Origin of the sequence: Streptomyces inusitatus (assembly GCF_014651115.1) — a bacterium.
GTDB classification, from domain to species: domain Bacteria; phylum Actinomycetota; class Actinomycetes; order Streptomycetales; family Streptomycetaceae; genus Streptomyces; species Streptomyces amakusaensis.
Map to the genome: position 1 here is coordinate 177627 of NZ_BMWG01000007.1, position 15514 is coordinate 193140.

Annotated in this window: 14 protein-coding genes; 6 read left to right on the forward strand and 8 right to left on the reverse strand. The window is 71.7% G+C overall.

The window, feature by feature from the left end:
- Positions 1–89 precede the first annotated feature (89 nt).
- Entirely contained in the window at positions 90–2105 is a 2016-nt protein-coding gene (locus IE247_RS14610; RefSeq protein ID WP_190123517.1) for an amino acid transporter, read from the reverse strand.
- Positions 2106–2312: 207 nt separating this feature from the next.
- Here IE247_RS14610 and IE247_RS14615 point away from each other — a divergent pair, with 207 nt between their 5' ends.
- Genes IE247_RS14615 through IE247_RS14635 form a run of 5 tightly spaced genes read left to right on the forward strand, consistent with a single transcriptional unit; the run spans position 2313 to position 7101 of the window.
- Complete coding sequence (locus IE247_RS14615; protein ID WP_190123618.1) at positions 2313–2480, forward strand: hypothetical protein; 168 nt, start codon at positions 2313–2315, stop codon at positions 2478–2480.
- The gene (kdpF, locus tag IE247_RS14620) at positions 2477–2566 is read left to right on the forward strand and encodes a K(+)-transporting ATPase subunit F (protein ID WP_190123518.1); all 90 of its coding nucleotides are present in this window, start codon (positions 2477–2479) and stop codon (positions 2564–2566) included. The genes IE247_RS14615 and kdpF overlap by 4 nt, the downstream gene beginning before the upstream one ends.
- A 7-nt stretch (positions 2567–2573) precedes the next feature.
- The gene (kdpA, locus tag IE247_RS14625) at positions 2574–4238 is read left to right on the forward strand and encodes a potassium-transporting ATPase subunit KdpA (protein WP_190123519.1); all 1665 of its coding nucleotides are present in this window, start codon (positions 2574–2576) and stop codon (positions 4236–4238) included.
- Positions 4235–6418, forward strand: a complete 2184-nt coding sequence (gene kdpB / locus IE247_RS14630; RefSeq protein WP_190123520.1) for a potassium-transporting ATPase subunit KdpB — start codon at positions 4235–4237, stop codon at positions 6416–6418. Before kdpA ends, kdpB begins: the two co-directional genes overlap by 4 nt.
- 5 nt (positions 6419–6423) lie before the next feature.
- Entirely contained in the window at positions 6424–7101 is a 678-nt protein-coding gene (locus IE247_RS14635) for a potassium-transporting ATPase subunit C (RefSeq protein WP_190123521.1), read from the forward strand.
- A gap of 60 nt (positions 7102–7161) precedes the next feature.
- Here the strand turns inward: IE247_RS14635 and IE247_RS14640 are convergent, their stop codons facing one another.
- The 5 genes from IE247_RS14640 to xylB form a co-directional block, all read right to left on the reverse strand.
- Positions 7162–7722 (reverse strand): hypothetical protein, encoded by a 561-nt coding sequence (locus tag IE247_RS14640; RefSeq protein ID WP_190123522.1) that lies wholly within the window; start codon positions 7720–7722, stop codon positions 7162–7164.
- 49 nt (positions 7723–7771) lie between these two features.
- Positions 7772–8572: an N-formylglutamate amidohydrolase gene (locus IE247_RS14645; protein ID WP_190123523.1), complete on the reverse strand. Its 801-nt coding sequence runs from the start codon at positions 8570–8572 to the stop codon at positions 7772–7774.
- A 153-nt stretch (positions 8573–8725) separates the two neighbouring features.
- On the reverse strand, positions 8726–10087 hold the full coding sequence (locus tag IE247_RS14650; RefSeq protein ID WP_190123524.1) for a cation:proton antiporter: 1362 nt from the start codon (positions 10085–10087) through the stop codon (positions 8726–8728).
- A 2-nt stretch (positions 10088–10089) separates the two neighbouring features.
- Entirely contained in the window at positions 10090–10560 is a 471-nt protein-coding gene (locus tag IE247_RS14655) for a cation:proton antiporter regulatory subunit (RefSeq protein ID WP_190123525.1), read from the reverse strand.
- Between the two features lie 194 nt (positions 10561–10754).
- Complete coding sequence (gene xylB / locus IE247_RS14660) at positions 10755–12230, reverse strand: xylulokinase (protein WP_190123526.1); 1476 nt, start codon at positions 12228–12230, stop codon at positions 10755–10757.
- Between the two features lie 155 nt (positions 12231–12385).
- Between xylB and xylA the strand changes: the two genes are divergently transcribed.
- Complete coding sequence (gene xylA / locus IE247_RS14665; protein WP_190123527.1) at positions 12386–13594, forward strand: xylose isomerase; 1209 nt, start codon at positions 12386–12388, stop codon at positions 13592–13594.
- Between the two features lie 67 nt (positions 13595–13661).
- On the opposite strand, the gene IE247_RS14670 is transcribed toward xylA, so the two are convergent.
- Both IE247_RS14670 and IE247_RS14675 read right to left on the reverse strand, forming a co-directional pair.
- Positions 13662–14933 carry an ROK family protein gene (locus IE247_RS14670; RefSeq protein WP_373305560.1) on the reverse strand — a complete coding sequence of 424 codons (1272 nt, stop codon included), beginning with the start codon at positions 14931–14933 and terminating at the stop codon, positions 13662–13664.
- Between the two features lie 3 nt (positions 14934–14936).
- Entirely contained in the window at positions 14937–15467 is a 531-nt protein-coding gene (locus IE247_RS14675; RefSeq protein WP_190123605.1) for a toxin-antitoxin system, toxin component, read from the reverse strand.
- Positions 15468–15514 lie beyond the last annotated feature (47 nt).

Below are 15514 nucleotides of genomic sequence, written 5' to 3' on the forward strand. Positions count from 1 at the left end.
ATGACCGGCGGGCGCTCCCCGTGCCAATCTGGCAGTGCCGCCGTGGCGGGGCCGTCACCGCGACGACACCGACGGGTCGCGGCGGGCGCTCACCCCACATGGATCCTGGGCCGCCGGGCGGGATCCGGCTCCGCGCGGCGCAGGACCTCGCGGGTGACCGGCGCGGTCTCGCCCTGGCCGAGGAAGAGGAAGCTCAGCAGATGAGCGACCGGCGACCCCTCCGTCCAGGTGAAGTACGCGTGCGGGACCCGGCCCGTGCGCTCCCGGATCGCGAGCAGGACGGCCGCGATCGTGTTGGGCACGGTCGAGCCCTCCACCCGCAGTCTGCGCACGCCGTACTTCTCGTCGCCGCGCACCAGCAGATCCGCCGTGAAGTCGGACGAGTCCCGTACGAACGCCTCCAGGAAGAGCACCGGCCGGCCGCCCGGGATATGGGTCTCCTGCCGCTGGCTGTACTCCTTGACGCGGTACTCCGCCGTGCTGTGCTCCGACGGCTCGTTGGCGATGATCCGCAGTGGGCCCGAGGCGACCATGTGGTCGATGTAGTGGGCCGCCGTCTCGTCGAAGACGACGTCCGCCGCGCGCAGTTCGAACGCGCGGTGCACCCGTGAGGCGAAGGACGTCAGCAGGATGGCGACGATGAACAGCGATGCGATCTTGATGCCGTCCGGGCGTTCGATCACATTGGCGACGGTGGTGTAGAGGAAGACCGCGGTGATCGCGCAGAACCCGGCGGCGGCCCGCCGATGGCCCCGGCGGCGGGCCGCGACCGTGGAGGCGAAGGCCGCCGAGAGCATCAGGACCAGCACTCCGGTGGCGTACGCGCCGCTCTGCTTGTCCACGTTCGCGTCGAAGTAGAGGGTGATGCCGACCGCGATCGTCACGAACACCAGCACCAGCGGGCGTACCGCCCTCGTCCACTCGGGGGCCATGCCGTACCGGGGCAGGAATCTGGGGACGAGATTGAGCAGGCCGGCGAGGGCCGAGGCCCCGGCGAACCACAGGATGCAGATGGTGGAGATGTCGTAGGCGGTGCCGAAGACCTCGCCGAGATGGAGGTGGGCGAGATAGGCGAGCGCCCGGCCGTTCGCCGGGCCGCCCGCCTCGAAGTCGGCCTGGGGGATCAGCAGGGTCGTCGCGAGGCTGGAGAGCAGCAGGAAGCAGCTCATGATCAGCGCGGCGGTGGTGAGCAGCTTGCGGGTGTCGCGGATCCGGCCGGCGGGGTTCTCGTACGTGTCCGAGGCGTCCCCCCGGATCTGCGGCATCACGGCGACGCCGGTCTCGAAGCCGGACATGCCGAGCGCCAGCTTCGGGAAGACGAGCAGCGCCACCCCGACCATCACCCAGGGGGAGGAGTGCTCGGCGGTCATGGCGTCCCACCAGTTCGGGACCAGCACCGGTTCGGAGACGACCTGCCAGGCGGCGGCGGCCAGCACCACCACATTGAGGGAGAGATAGACGGCCACCAGGACCACGGCGATGCCGATCGCCTCCCGGAAGCCCTTGAGGAAGACCGCGCCGAGCAGTCCCAGCAGGACCAGGGTGATCCAGAGGTTGCCGCCGTGCACCCATTCGGGGGCGAAGGGGTTCTCCACCACATGCGCGGAGGCGTCGGCGGCCGAAAGGGTGATGGTGATGATGAAGTCGGTCGCGGCGAAGCCCAGCAGGACCAGCACCAGCAGCTTCCCCGACCACCAGGTCAGCAGCCGCTCCAGCATGGCGATCGAGCCCTCGCCGTGCGGTGACTCCCTGGCCACCCGGCGGTAGACCGGCAGCGCGCCCAGCAGGGTCAGGGCCAGCAGGACGAGGGTGGCCAGCGGGGAGAGCAGGCCGGCCGCGAGCGCCGCGATGCCGGGCTGGTAGCCGAGGGTGGAGAAGTAGTCCACGCCGGTCAGGCACATGACCCGCCACCAGCGGTGGCCCTTGTGCTCGGCGGGCGGGGTGCCGTGCGGCCCGGGAAGGCGGGCCGAGGTCTCGCTCAGGCCGTCCAGCAGCCAGGCACGGCAGCGGCGGGCCGCACCCCCCGGGCCGCCGGGCCCCGATTCGGAGCCGGGTCCCGGGCCGGGGTCGGGCCCGGTTCCGGTTCCGGTCCGCGTGCCGGTCATGAGCGCGCACTCTCCCTGTCCCCGCCCGGACGACGCCCGGACGGATCCTCTCTCCGGGCCCTCGACGGGCGGTTCTGGGCCATCCTCACCCGGGCGCTCATCCCCGGCAGCCCGTACAGGTTGCGTCAAGAGCGCGGCCGGTGCCGTAAGGGACGCATCAACGGGGGCCGTGCGGCCGTCCGCAAAGGGTTTCCTCGAACAGTCAGATTGTCCGAGCAGGTCGGTATCCGGCGGATCCGTCCGCAGGTACGTTTCCGGCCGGCCGAATCCTCATCCATTCAGGAGTTCGCGATGGCCGATGTGGCCTTCGTTTTGATCACGATCGCGGTTTTCGCGTTGGTGGCTGTTGTGGCCAGGGGGGTGGCGAAGCTGTGACTGCCGAAAATGTGGTCGGTCTGATCGTGGCTGTCGCCCTGCTGGGCTATCTCGTCCTCGCTCTTGTGTACCCGGAGAGGTTCTAGCCCGGATATGAGTCCTGTTCTTGCCGGTGTGCTTCAGCTGCTGGCTCTGATGGCCGCGCTCGGCCTGGTGTACCGCCCTCTGGGCGACTACATGGCGCGTGTCTACTCCTCCGACCGGCATTGGCGGGTGGAGAAGTGGATCTACAAGGCGGTGGGTGCGAACCCCGACACGGGGATGCGGTGGCCCGCTTATCTGCGGGGGGTGCTGGCGTTCTCCGCGATCGGTGTCCTCTTCCTCTATCTGTTGCAGCGGGCCCAGGGGTCGCTGCCCGGTTCCCTGGGTTTCCAGTCGATCGACCCCGACCAGGCGTTCAATACGGCGGCGTCTTTCGTGGCGAACACGAACTGGCAGTCGTACTACGGCGAACAGGCCATGGGCCACGTCGTGCAGACCGGCGGACTGGCCGTGCAGAACTTCGTCTCCGCCGCGGTGGGCATATCGGTCGCGGTGGCCCTGGTCCGCGGTTTCGCCCGGTCACGCACGGGTGAGTTGGGGAATTTCTGGGCCGATCTGGTCCGCGGCACGGTACGGATCCTGATCCCGATCTCCGTGATCGCGGCGGTGCTGCTGGTGGCCTGCGGGGCCATCCAGAACTTCGCCGGGATCCACGGAGTGGGGCAGTTCTCCGGCGGTGTCCAGGAGTGGAACGGCGGCGCGGTCGCCTCGCAGGAGGCGATCAAGGAGCTGGGCACGAACGGCGGCGGTTACTTCAACGCGAACTCCGCCCACCCCTTCGAGAACCCGAATGGACTCTCCAATCTGCTGGAGGTGTTCCTGATCCTGGTCATCCCCTTCTCGCTGACGCGGACCTTCGGCCGGATGGTGGGAAGCGTCCGGCAGGGATATGCGATCCTCACCGCGATGGTGACGATCTGGGTCGGTTTCACCGCGCTGATGATGTGGACGGAGTTCGCCCACCCGGGCCCGGCGTTCCAGTCGGCCGGCGGTGCGATGGAGGGCAAGGAGACCCGGTTCGGAATCGCCGGTTCGGCCATCTTCGCGGTGGCGACGACCCTGACGTCCACGGGCGCGGTGAACAGCTTCCACTCCTCGTACACCGGTTTCGGCGGCGGTATCACCATGCTCGGCATGCAGCTGGGCGAGATCGCGCCGGGCGGAGTCGGATCGGGGCTCTACGGAATGCTCGTGATGGCCGTGATCGCGGTCTTCATCGCGGGACTGATGGTGGGCCGCACACCGGAATACCTCGGAAAGAAGATCGGCACCCGGGAGATCAAGTTCGCGGCGCTCTACATTCTGGTCACACCGGCCCTGGTCCTCTGCTTCACGGCGGCGGCGATGGCGCTGCCCACCCCGGGCGACTCGATGACCAACTCCGGCGCGCACGGCTTCTCGGAGATTCTGTACGCCTACACCTCGGGCGCGAACAACAACGGTTCGGCGTTCGCGGGGCTGAACGCGGACACGCAGTGGTTCAACACGACGATCGGTCTGGCGATGCTTCTCGGCCGGTTCCTGCCGATGGTGTTCGTCCTCGCGCTGGCGGGCTCGCTCGCGGAACAGAACCCCGTACCCGAGACCTCCGGAACGCTCCGCACGGAGAAGCCGCTCTTCAGCGGTCTCCTCGTCGGCACGATCCTCATCATCACCGGTCTCACCTACTTCCCGGCCCTGGCGCTGGGACCGCTCGCCGAAGGGCTCGCGTCATGAGCAGCGACACACAGAACTCCGGGGTGACCGGTTCCGGAACCACCCGGACCGCGGAATCCGGCCAGGCCCCGATACCCGCACAGAGACCGGAGTCCGGACAGCCGTCCGGCCCGGCCCCCCAGCCGGACCCGTCCGGCTCGGGCCGGGTCGCGGGAGGCGTGTTCGACCCGGGGCAGCTGCTGAAGTCGTTCCCGGAGGCGGTGCGCAAGCTCGACCCCCGGGTGATGGTGAAGTCGCCGGTCATGTTCGTGGTGCTGATCGGATCGGTCGTCACGACCGGCCTGGCGATCAGCGATCCGGGGAATGTCTTCGGATGGGCGATCACGATCTGGCTCTGGCTGACCACGATCTTCGCCAATCTCGCGGAGGCGGTCGCCGAGGGCCGGGGCAAGGCCCAGGCCGACACCCTGCGCAGGGCGAAGACCGACACGGTCGCCCGCCGGCTGAAGGACGGCGTGGAAGAAGCCGTTCCGGGGACCGGTCTCGGCATCGGGGACCTGGTGGTCTGCGAGGCCGGCGACATCATTCCCGGCGACGGGGACGTCGTGGAGGGAGTGGCCTCGGTCGACGAGTCCGCCATCACGGGCGAGTCGGCACCGGTGATCCGCGAGTCCGGCGGTGACCGCAGCGCGGTCACCGGCGGTACGAAGGTCCTCTCCGACCGGATCGTTGTGAAGATCACCACCCGGCCGGGCGAGACCTTCATCGACCGGATGATCAGCCTGGTCGAGGGCGCCTCCCGGCAGAAGACCCCCAACGAGATCGCCCTCAACATCCTCCTGGCCTCGCTGACGGTGGTGTTCCTGCTGGCGGTGGTCACACTGCGGCCGTTCGCCGTCTACGCGGGAGCCGGGGAGGAGACGTCGCTGATCGTGCTGACCGCCCTCCTGGTCTGCCTCATCCCCACCACGATCGGCGCGCTGCTGTCGGCGATCGGGATCGCGGGCATGGACCGCCTCGTCCAGCGCAATGTGCTGGCGATGTCGGGCCGTGCCGTGGAAGCGGCGGGAGACGTGTCCACGCTGCTGCTCGACAAGACCGGAACGATCACCCTGGGCAACCGTCAGGCCTCGGAGTTCGTCACCGTCGACGGAGTCCGGGAGAGCGAACTCGCCGAGGCGGCGCAGCTCTCCTCGCTCGCCGACGAGACCCCGGAGGGCCGCTCGATCACCGCCCTCGCCACCCGGAAGTACGAGGTGCCGGAGCGCCGTCAGGAGGATCTGAAGGACGCCGAGTGGGTCATGTTCACCGCCCAGACCCGGATGTCCGGTGTCGACACCGGCGGGCGCGGCGTCCGCAAGGGGGCGACGGCTTCGGTGGTGTCCTGGGTGCGGGAGCACGGCGGAACCGTCTCGGACGAGACCGACCGGGCCGCCGACCGGATCGCCGGCGCGGGCGGCACCCCCCTCCTGGTCGCCGTCCGCGACGCGGACGGGGCCCGGGTCCTGGGCGTCATCCACCTCAAGGACGTCGTCAAGGACGGCATGCGGGAACGATTCACCGAACTGCGGCGCATGGGCATCCGCACCGTGATGATCACCGGCGACAACCCGCTCACCGCGAAGGCGATCGCCGAGGAGGCCGGCGTCGACGACTTCCTCGCCGAGGCCACCCCCGAGGACAAGATGGCCCTCATCAAGCGGGAGCAGGCCGGCGGGAAGCTCGTCGCGATGACCGGCGACGGCACCAACGACGCCCCGGCGCTCGCCCAGGCCGACGTCGGCGTGGCGATGAACACCGGCACCTCGGCCGCCAAGGAAGCCGGGAACATGGTCGACCTCGACTCCAACCCGACCAAACTCATCGAGATCGTGGAGATCGGCAAGCAGCTCCTCATCACCCGGGGCGCGCTCACCACGTTCTCCATCGCCAACGACGTCGCGAAGTACTTCGCGATCATCCCGGCGATGTTCGCCGCCGCCTACCCGGGCCTGGACAAGCTGAACATCATGCAGCTGTCCTCACCCGACTCGGCGATCCTCTCCGCCGTCATCTTCAACGCGCTCGTCATCATCGCGCTCGTCCCCCTCGCCCTCAAGGGCGTGCGGTACCGGCCGTCCGGCGCGGACGCCATGCTGCGCCGCAATCTGACCGTCTACGGACTGGGCGGGCTGATCGCCCCGTTCATCGGCATCAAGATCATCGACCTGATCATCTCCCACCTCCCTGGCATCGGGTGACCTCCATGAACACCTCCGTACGCAATACCGGACGTCTCCTGACCGCCGCGCTCCGCGCCCTGCTGGTGCTGACCGTGGTCTGCGGGATCCTCTACCCCCTCACCGTGACCGGGGCGGCGCAGCTCCTCTTCCCGGGCAGGGCCAATGGCTCCGAGGTGAAGACCGACGACGGCAAGGTGGTCGGGTCCTCCCTGATCGGGCAGTCCTATCTGCTGCCGAAGAAGGACCCCGACGACCCCGACGAGGTGGCCGAACCCGACCTCCGCTGGTTCCAGCCCCGGCCCTCCAACGGGCTCGGAACCAACTCGGTCAACACCCAGTACTCGCTGATCCTGTCCGGCGCGACCAACCGCTCCGGCGACAACGAGGATCTGATCCAGTGGGTCAAGGACGCGAAGGAGGCCGTCGTCCGGGACAACTCCGTCCCCGGCCACAAGGTCCGGCCCGCCGACGTCCCGGCCGACGCCGTCACCTCCTCCGGATCCGGCCTCGACCCCCACATCTCCCCGGAGTACGCGAAGCTCCAGATCCACCGCGTCGCCGAACGCCACAACCTCGGCGTCGAACGGGTCGAGAAGCTCGTCGCCGACCACACCGACGACCGGATCCTCGGCTTCATCGGGGAACCCCGGGTCAATGTCCTCCAGCTCAACATCGCCCTCAAGAAGCTGACCGGGGTGTAGCCCCGGCGTGCGGTCCACCGCCGCGCACCGGCTGAGGCACTGGCTCCGGCCGGCGGCCGTTCAGCCGGTGCGCAGCCGGTCGCCCGGTGTCGGGAGGCCGGGAGGCTTGTATCCGTCATGGTCCTTGGGGTCGTGGGCGCGCCCGTCGTCGAGCAGTTGGTCGGGAAGGAGGAGGACACGGGCCGTGCCGGACAGGTCCGGGTCCGGGGCGGAGTTGGGCCCGAGCGAGGAGTCGCCCTTCTCCACGCCCGGGCTGTCGATGTTGTACACATTGATGGGGCCGCACAACAGCACGACATCCGCCGAGTCCACCGCGCACGCGGCGAGTTCGATCCTGACTTCCACCAGGTCGTCGGTTTTGGTGATGTCGTAGGTGAAGTGCACCGCGTTTCCCCGCTCGGGCACCTGGGGGTGCGGTGCCACCTCCCAGCCCGTGACCCTGACGGTCAGAGGGTAGGTGTCATCGCCCCGGACCACGGTGACCTCGGTTCCCGCCGGACCGGGTGGGCTCTCCCCGCGATTCCCCTCCTCCCAGACGCACCCGGCGAGGGCGGCGGCCGCACAGACCGCCATCGCCGCCCGCGCCGCCGCGCGGGCACGCCCACGAGTTCGCTGTGCCACTTCCACTTCCGCTCCCCTTCGCTCGTGCTCCCCGGCCGACCCCGGGCCGCTACTCGTCGCCGAGCGCGTCGACCAGCGTCGCCAGCGCCCGCGCGAGGGACTCCAGCCCCGGGCCGGGCGGTCCGCCGGGCTCCCGCATATAGGTGTCACGGCGGATCTCGATCATCAGCGCGCTCACCCGGCGGTCCGCGCCGTAGAACTCCAGGGGCACATACGTACCCGCGAAGGGGGAGTCGGTCCCCGTACCGCCGAACCCCGCGAACGCCTCCTCGGCGCGGGCGAGCAGCCCCGGCGGGGTGTGGAAGGCGTCGGTGCCCAGGCAGACGGGCGGGCGGGGGCCCTCGCCGTGCAGTTCGTACGGGAGCCGGGCGGTCGGGTACGAGTGGACGTCGACGACGACCGCGCGCCCGGTCGCCGCCAGCCGGCCGGCCACCGCCGCCGTCATGGCCCGGGCGTACGGGGTGAAGTACCGGTCGATCAGCGGCTTCGGGTCCGTCCCCGGGGGCCGCAGCGGCTCGCCGTGCGTGGTCCGGGTGTAGACCGCGCCCATGCCGGCCGAGAGCATCTCCTCGCGCTCGTCGGGGAACCGCTCGGGGTCCACGACCAGCCGCGAGAGCCCGTTGACGAACCGCCAGGGGGTGACCGCGCAGCCGTGCGCCGCGGCGGCGGCCAGCTCCGCCGTGTGCGCGTCGGTGATGTGGTCCAGCTCCTCGTCGAGCGCCCGGTCGTCGAGCGCGATCCCGGCGCGCACCGGCGCGGGAATCCTTCGGGAGGAGTGGGGGACATGCAGGATCACCGGCGATTTCGCGGAGCCGGGGAGCAGTTGGAAGGGTTTGGGCTCAGCGGTCATGGAGTGTCTCCGGGCTCGCGGTCGAAGGCTTGCTGTGTCGAGCCGGTAACTCCCACCTGCGCCGGGCGGTTCCCCGGGCCCGGCGGCCCCACGGCGAAGCCCCCGCCCGCTCCCGGAGAGGGGGCGGACGGGGGCTTCACCCGTGTGTACGGTTCAGTCCTTCTTCCCCGGTTCGCCCTCGGCGGGCGCGGGCGGAACCGTCACCGCGGGCGGGGCCGGCGGGGCGTCGACGGCGGTGCTCACGGACGGGTCGACGGCGGTGTCCGCGGACAGGTCGACAGACAGGTCGACGGACGACGGGTCGACGGACGGGTCCACGGCGGTGCTCGCGGACGCCGAAGCGGCGGTCTCCTTCCTCCGGGAGCGGGACTCGCCCAGGCGGGTCAGCAGCGGCTCGGTCCAGCGCGCCGCCAGCGGGCCCACGATCACCAGGATCAGGACGTACGCCGTGGCGATCGGACCGATCCTCGGCTCCGTGGCGACGGCCAGCCCCGCGATCACGATCGAGAACTCGCCGCGCGCCACCAGTGCGCCGCCCGCCCGCAGCCTGCCGCGCGGACCGATGCCCGCGCGCCGGGCCGCGTACCAGCCGGTGAGGATCTTGGTGCCGGCCGTGACCACGGCGAGCAGCAGCGCGGGCAGGATCACCGGCGGGATCTGGGTGGGGTCGGTCGACAGACCGAAGAACACGAAGAACACGGCGGCGAAGAGGTCCCGCAGCGGGGTGAGCAGCTTGCGCGCGCCCTCGGCGACCTCGCCCGACAGGGCGATGCCGACCAGGAACGCGCCGACCGCGGCGGAGACCTGGAGCTCCTGGGCGACACCCGCGACCAGCAGGGTCAGCCCGAGGACCACCAGCAGCAGCATCTCCGGGTTGTCGGAGGAGACCGCGCGGCTGATCAGCCGGCCGTGCCGCAGCGCCAGATAGAGGACGATGCCGACCGCGCCCAGCGCGATCAGCAGGGTGACGCTGCCGCCCGCCAGGCCCACACCCGCGAGGAGCGCGGTGAGCAGCGGCAGATACACCGCCATCGCCAGGTCTTCCATCACGAGGATGCCGAGGACCACCGGGGTCTCCCGGTTGCCGAGCCGCCCCAGATCGGTGAGGACCTTGGCGATGACGCCGGAGGAGGAGATCCAGGTGACACCGGCCAGCGCGACCGCGGCCACCGGACCCCAGCCGAGCAGCAGGGCCGCCGCCGCGCCTGGCAGCGCGTTGAGCGCGAAGTCCACCGCGCCCGACGGGTACTGCGTCTTGAGGCTGCCGACCAGCTCGGAGGCGCTGTACTCCAGACCCAGCAGAAGCAGCAGCAGAATGACGCCGATCTCCGCGCCGACGGCGACGAAGTCCTCGCTCGCGCTCATCGGCAGCAGCCCGCCGGTTCCGAACGCGAGCCCGGCGAGGAGATAGAGCGGGATGGGGGAGAGGCCGATGCGTCCGGCGACGCGGCCTATCAGCCCCAGGCAGAGGATGATCGCCCCGAGTTCGATGAGCAGGGCGGTGGTCTCGTGCACGATCAGCCTCCGGCGATGATCTCGGCGAGCGCGTCCACGCCCTCGCGGGTGCCGACCGCCACCAGGGTGTCCCCGATGGCGAACCGGAACTCCGGTCCCGGCGAGGGGTGCGCGCTCGTCCGGCGCAGCACGGCGACGATCGACGCGCCGGTGCGGCTGCGCGCCTGTGTGTCGGCGAGCAGCCGGCCCGCGTACGGGGAGCGGGAGCCGACCGGGATGTGCTCGGTGACGAGGTCGATCCCGTCGGTGCGCACGGCGTCGATGGGGGCCGGGTCGATCAGATGCGCCAGCGCGGTCGCCTCGTCGGACGAGAGCGGTACGGCCAGTTGGCAGGCGTCGGGGTCGTCGGACGCGTAGAAGCCGAGGAAACGTCTGCCGTCGTGGTGGACGACCACCGAGATGTGGCGGCCCTCCTCGGTGGTGAAGTCGTACTGCGTACCGACTCCCGGCAGTGAGGTGCGACGGGTGCCCATGCTCGCCTCCCGAGGCGTGGGTCGTCCTCTCACCGTGGGCGGGTGAGCGGTGGATGGGGTTGATGTGTATCGGCCATTCTACGGAAGTGGATCAGGCCAGGTCGTCGGCGGGTCGGCGGTGCGGGCCGGTTCGGACGCCCCGTACTCGACTACCCCGGCCGTCACTTCCGTACCCGGCCCCGGGTGACGCGGTCTCAGGAGAGGAGGGTGCCGCCCGCCCGGTCCAGCACCCGGACGACCCGCTCCCAGGTGGGAATGTCCCGTTCTGTCGCGGGCAGTTCGGTCCCCTCGCCCGCTCCCCAGCCGATCGCGAGCGCGACCGGGTCCTCGCCCGTCGCCGCGCTCGCCGCGAGCGCCGCCGCGCCGGTGGCGACCGGTTCCCGGCCGTGGGGGAGCAGCAGCGGGCGGCCGGAGAGACGGCGCACGGTCTCCACCCAGTGGCGGCCGGCGGCCCCGCCGCCGATCAGCCGCAGCGGGACGTCGGCGGCCCCGGGCCCGGCGGGGTCCTGGCCGCAGGCGCGCGACACCTCGTCCAGGGCGCGCAGCACGGTGACGACCGCGCCCTCGTAGGCGGCTCCCAGCAGTTGTTCGCGGCTGGTGATGTGGCGCAGCCCGGTGAGGAGCCCGGAGGCGGCGGGCAGATCGGGGGTGCGCTCCCCGTCGAGGTAGGGGAGCAGGACCACTTCGCCGCCGGGCTCGGCCGCCTCGCGGTCCAGACCGAGGAGGGCGGCCATCTTGTCGACGGCGAGCGTGCAGTTGAGGGTGCAGCCGAGCGGGAGGAAAGTGCCGTCGGTCGCGGCGAATCCGGAGAGCGCGGGGGAGACGGGCCGGGCGCGGGTGGCCGCGTACACCGTCCCCGAGGTGCCCAGGCTGAGCACCGGACGGCCGAGGAGCCCCGCGCCGCCGAGGCCCAGACCGACCGCCGCGGCCATGTTGTCGCCGGTGCCCGCCGCGACGGCGATGCCCGGCAGAAGTCCCAGCGCGGCGGCGGCCGACGCGGTGAGCGGGCCCACCCGGGTCGCCCCAGTGGGGGCGATCTCGGGCAGCAGCACCGGATCCAGGCCGATGTGCTCCAGGGTGCGGCGGTCGTACGCGCCGGTCCCGGTCGCGTACCAGCCGGTGCCCGACGCGTCGCCGGGGTCGGTGACCGCGGTGCCGGTGAGCCGCTCCGTGAGGAAGTCGTGGGGCAGGCGCACGGCGGCGGCCGCGTCGGCGGCGCGCGGCTCGTGCTCGCGCAGCCACTGCCACTTGGCGGCCGTGACAGCGGCGACCGGCACCGATCCGGTACGGGCGGCCCAGCCGGCCGGACCGCCGAGCACCCGGGCGAGGGCGGCGGCCTGCGGGGCCGCGCGGGTGTCGTTCCACAGCGCCGCGGGCCGCAGCGGACGCCCGGACCGGTCCAGCACCACCAGCCCGTGCTGCTGCCCGGCGACCGCGATGCCGGTCACGGCGGCGGCCGGGACACCGGCCCCGGCGAAGCCTTCGGCGACCGCCTCGCACAGCGCCCGCCACCACCCCTCGGGGTCGCTCTCCCGGGCCCCCGCCTCCCCGGTCACCCGGTGTTCGGCCCGCCCCGCGGCCAGGATCCGGCCGGTGGCCGCCTCGACGAACACCGCCTTGGCGGACTGGGTCGAGCTGTCCACGCCGATGACGACCTCCGGTGCCGGCATTCCGTCGCCCTCCGTCTTTTTTGGCCGCGGTCCAAACAAATGACGCCGAGCCCCTTCATACGGGGAGGCGGCTGTGCTTCATTCATCGGGAAGGGCGGGGAAAAGGCAAGGAGAAGAGAGCAGAGAGCACGGACCGAGCGAAGGCGGTCACAGCGATGACGGACGGCATCACCCCGGCGGCGCGCCCCGGCCCCGGCACGCGCGATCTCACCCCCGTACCCGGTGACCGTTTCAGCTTTGGCCTCTGGACGGTCGGCTGGCAGGGCCGTGACCCCTTCGGCGACGCGACCCGGCCGCCCCTGGACCCGGTCGAGACGGTGCACCGGCTGGCCGGCCTCGGGGCGTACGGCGTCAGCCTCCACGACGACGACCTGATCCCCTTCGGCGCCTCCCGCTCCGAGCGCGAGGCCCGGATCGCGCGCTTCCGCGCGGCGCTGGACCGGACCGGTCTGGTGGTGCCCATGGCCACGGTCAATCTCTTCACCCACCCCGTGTTCAAGGACGGCGGCTTCACCGCCAACGACCGCGGCGTACGCCGGTACGCGCTGCGCAAGACCCTGCGCGCCATCGATCTGGCCGCCGCGCTCGGCGCTCGGGTCTTCGTCGTCTGGGGCGGCCGGGAGGGCGCGGAGTCCGGCGCGGCCAAGGATGCGCGCCGGGCCCTGGACCGGCTGAAGGAGGCGTTCGACCTGCTGGGGGAGTACGTCACCGAGCAGCGCCTCGACCTCAGGTTCGCCATCGAGCCCAAGCCCAATGAGCCGCGCGGCGATCTGCTCCTGCCCACCGTCGGCCACGCGCTCGCCTTCATCGAGCGGCTGGAGCGGCCCCGGCTGTACGGGGTGAACCCGGAGGTCGGCCATGAGCAGATGGCCGGACTGAACTTCCCGCACGCCGTCGCCCAGGCGCTCTGGGCGGGCAAGCTCTTCCACATCGACCTCAACGGGCAGAACGGCGCGAAGTACGACCAGGACCTGAGATTCGGCGCGGGCGATCTGCGCTCCGCGTTCTGGCTGGTGGACGTGTTGGAGTCGGCGGGTTACGACGGTCCCAGGCACTTCGACTTCAAGCCGCCGAGGACCGAGGACGCCGACGGCGTGTGGGCCTCGGCGGCGGGGTGCATGCGCAACTATCTGATCCTGCGCGAGCGGACGGCGGCCTTCCGCGCCGATCCCCGGGTCCGCCTGGCCCTGCGCGCGGCCGGGCTGGACGAGCTGGCCCGGCCCACCGCCCCCGACGGGCTCCCCGGACTGCTGGCCGACCGCGCCGCGTTCGAGGAGTTCGACGCGGACCGGGCGGGGGAGCGCGGCACCGCCTTCGAGGAACTGGACCAGCTGGCCCTGGACCATCTGCTGGGCGCGGGCTGACAGACACGACCTAGTGCTGTGACCGGAAAGGTTTGCCGTGGGCCGGTGAACCTTTCCGGTCACAGCACTAACCCGCCGGGACGCGTTCCCCGTACGCCAGGGGGTCCGTCAGCACGTCCCGCACCACCAGTGCCGCCGCGCCCCTGGCCGCGTCCGCCGCCGGGGAGGAGGCGCGGAGCCGGACGCCCTGGCAGGGCCAGAGGCCGGAGACGACCCGGGCGGAGAGTTCGGCGGCGGCGCGCGGGATCAGCCAGGGGGCGAGGGGGCGGTAGATCCCGCCGAGCACCACCGCCGCCGGGTCGAAGAGATTGACCGCGCCGGAGAGCACCCGGCCCAGCATCAGCCCCGCCCGCTCCAGCGCCGCGAGCGTGCGCTCGTCGCCCGCGCGGGCCCGCCGCTCCAGCTCGGCGACGGCGCTCGCGCCATGGGTCTCCTCGACGCCGGCCGCCCTGAGCATCGCCGACTGTCCCGCGTACTGCTCCAGACAGCCGCGTGCGCCGCAGCGGCACTCGGGGCCCTCGGCGGACGCCATCGCGTGGCCGATCTCCCCGGCGAAGCCGTGCGCCCCGCGCAGCAGCTCCCCTTCGAGGACGAGAGCGCCGCCGACGCCGATCTCGCCGGAGAGATAGAGAAAGGTGCGTACGGGGCCCAGCGCGCCGAACCACAGCTCGGCGAGGGCCGCGAGATTGGCCTCGTTCTCCGAGCGGACCGGCAGCGCGGGCAGCCGGGGGCGCAGCGCGGCCAGCGCGGTGGCGAAGGGGCCCTCGGCCGGGACGCCCGACCAGCCGAGATTGGGGGCCTGGCGGACCGTGCCGCAGGACACCAGGCCCGGCAGGGCCAGCGCCGCGCCGACCGGGCGCAGCTCCTGCTCCCCGGCCGAGGTTAGCGCCCGGGCGGCGGTCCGCGCCGCGCGGTGGAGCACCTGCGCGGGCGTGGCGTCCCGGTTGTCGAGGTGTTCGACGAGGCGCACCCGGTCGGTGCCCGCGAGGTCGACCACGCAGACGCAGACATAGTCGACGTTGATCTCGACGCCGAGCCCGGCGACTCCGGTGCGGGCCACCTTCAGCACGGTGCCGGGGCGGCCGGCCTGGCCGCTGAAGGTCTTGCCCGACTCGGAGAGGAAACCGCACTCCAGCAGCTGTTCCACCAGGGAGGAGATCGCGGCGCGGGTCAGTCCCACCCGGGCGGAGACCCCGGCCCTGGTGGTCTCGCCGGAGTCCTTGACCGCTCGCAGCACCAGGCTGAGATTGTGGCGGCGCACCGTGTCCCGGCCCGCCTTGGGCTCCAGGGGGTCCCGGCTCACCGCGCCGTTCAGTCTGGCGCGAGCGGTCTTCTCCACGGATCAGCCCTGGGGCCCGCGGTATCCCAGGGACGCCTCGATACGCCCGGCGAGCCCCTCCCGCCGCTTGGGGCCGCGGCCGGTGGAACCGGCGAGCCAGGAGCGGCACTTGCTGCCGAGCAGCAGTCCAAAACTCTCGGCCTCGTTCTCCTCGCGCTGGTCGAAGCGGGTTCGCGCGGCGACCTTGAGGACCGTGGCCTCAAGGTCGGCCTCGTCCGAGAGCAGCCGTGCCGCGACCGCCGCGCCCCCGATGTCGTGGGTGCAGTGGCCGGCGTTCATGTGCCACAGCTCATGGCCGAGGATGACCAGCTGGTGGTCGGGGGCGGTGCGCTCCTCGATGACGATCAGGTCCTGGTCCTTCATGTCCAGCCAGAGACCGCTGGCGGTGCCCGGGGGGAAGGTGGCCATCCGGTAGCGCACCGGACGGCCGCGGCGGCCGCTCATCTGGCCGCACAGGGCGGCGTAGAGATCGGCGGGCTCCGCCGGGGCCGGCAGAGTGAGTCCGGCTACCAGCTCGCCGCAGAGCCGACGCATCTCCTTGCCAATGCTCACCGTTCTCCTCTCCCCCGCACCAGCCGCCT

Excerpts from the sequence above, each read along its gene's own strand:
- IE247_RS14610 (WP_190123517.1), bottom strand. The coding sequence starts at position 2,105 with ATGACCGGCACGCGGACCGGAACCGGAACCGGGCCCGACCCCGGCCCG.
- kdpA (WP_190123519.1), top strand. The coding sequence starts at position 2,574 with ATGAGTCCTGTTCTTGCCGGTGTGCTTCAGCTGCTGGCTCTGATGGCC.
- kdpB (WP_190123520.1), top strand. The coding sequence starts at position 4,235 with ATGAGCAGCGACACACAGAACTCCGGGGTGACCGGTTCCGGAACCACC.
- IE247_RS14635 (WP_190123521.1), top strand. The coding sequence starts at position 6,424 with ATGAACACCTCCGTACGCAATACCGGACGTCTCCTGACCGCCGCGCTC.
- IE247_RS14645 (WP_190123523.1), bottom strand. The coding sequence starts at position 8,572 with ATGACCGCTGAGCCCAAACCCTTCCAACTGCTCCCCGGCTCCGCGAAA.
- IE247_RS14655 (WP_190123525.1), bottom strand. The coding sequence starts at position 10,560 with ATGGGCACCCGTCGCACCTCACTGCCGGGAGTCGGTACGCAGTACGAC.
- xylB (WP_190123526.1), bottom strand. The coding sequence starts at position 12,230 with ATGCCGGCACCGGAGGTCGTCATCGGCGTGGACAGCTCGACCCAGTCC.
- xylA (WP_190123527.1), top strand. The coding sequence starts at position 12,386 with ATGACGGACGGCATCACCCCGGCGGCGCGCCCCGGCCCCGGCACGCGC.
- IE247_RS14675 (WP_190123605.1), bottom strand. The coding sequence starts at position 15,467 with ATGCGTCGGCTCTGCGGCGAGCTGGTAGCCGGACTCACTCTGCCGGCC.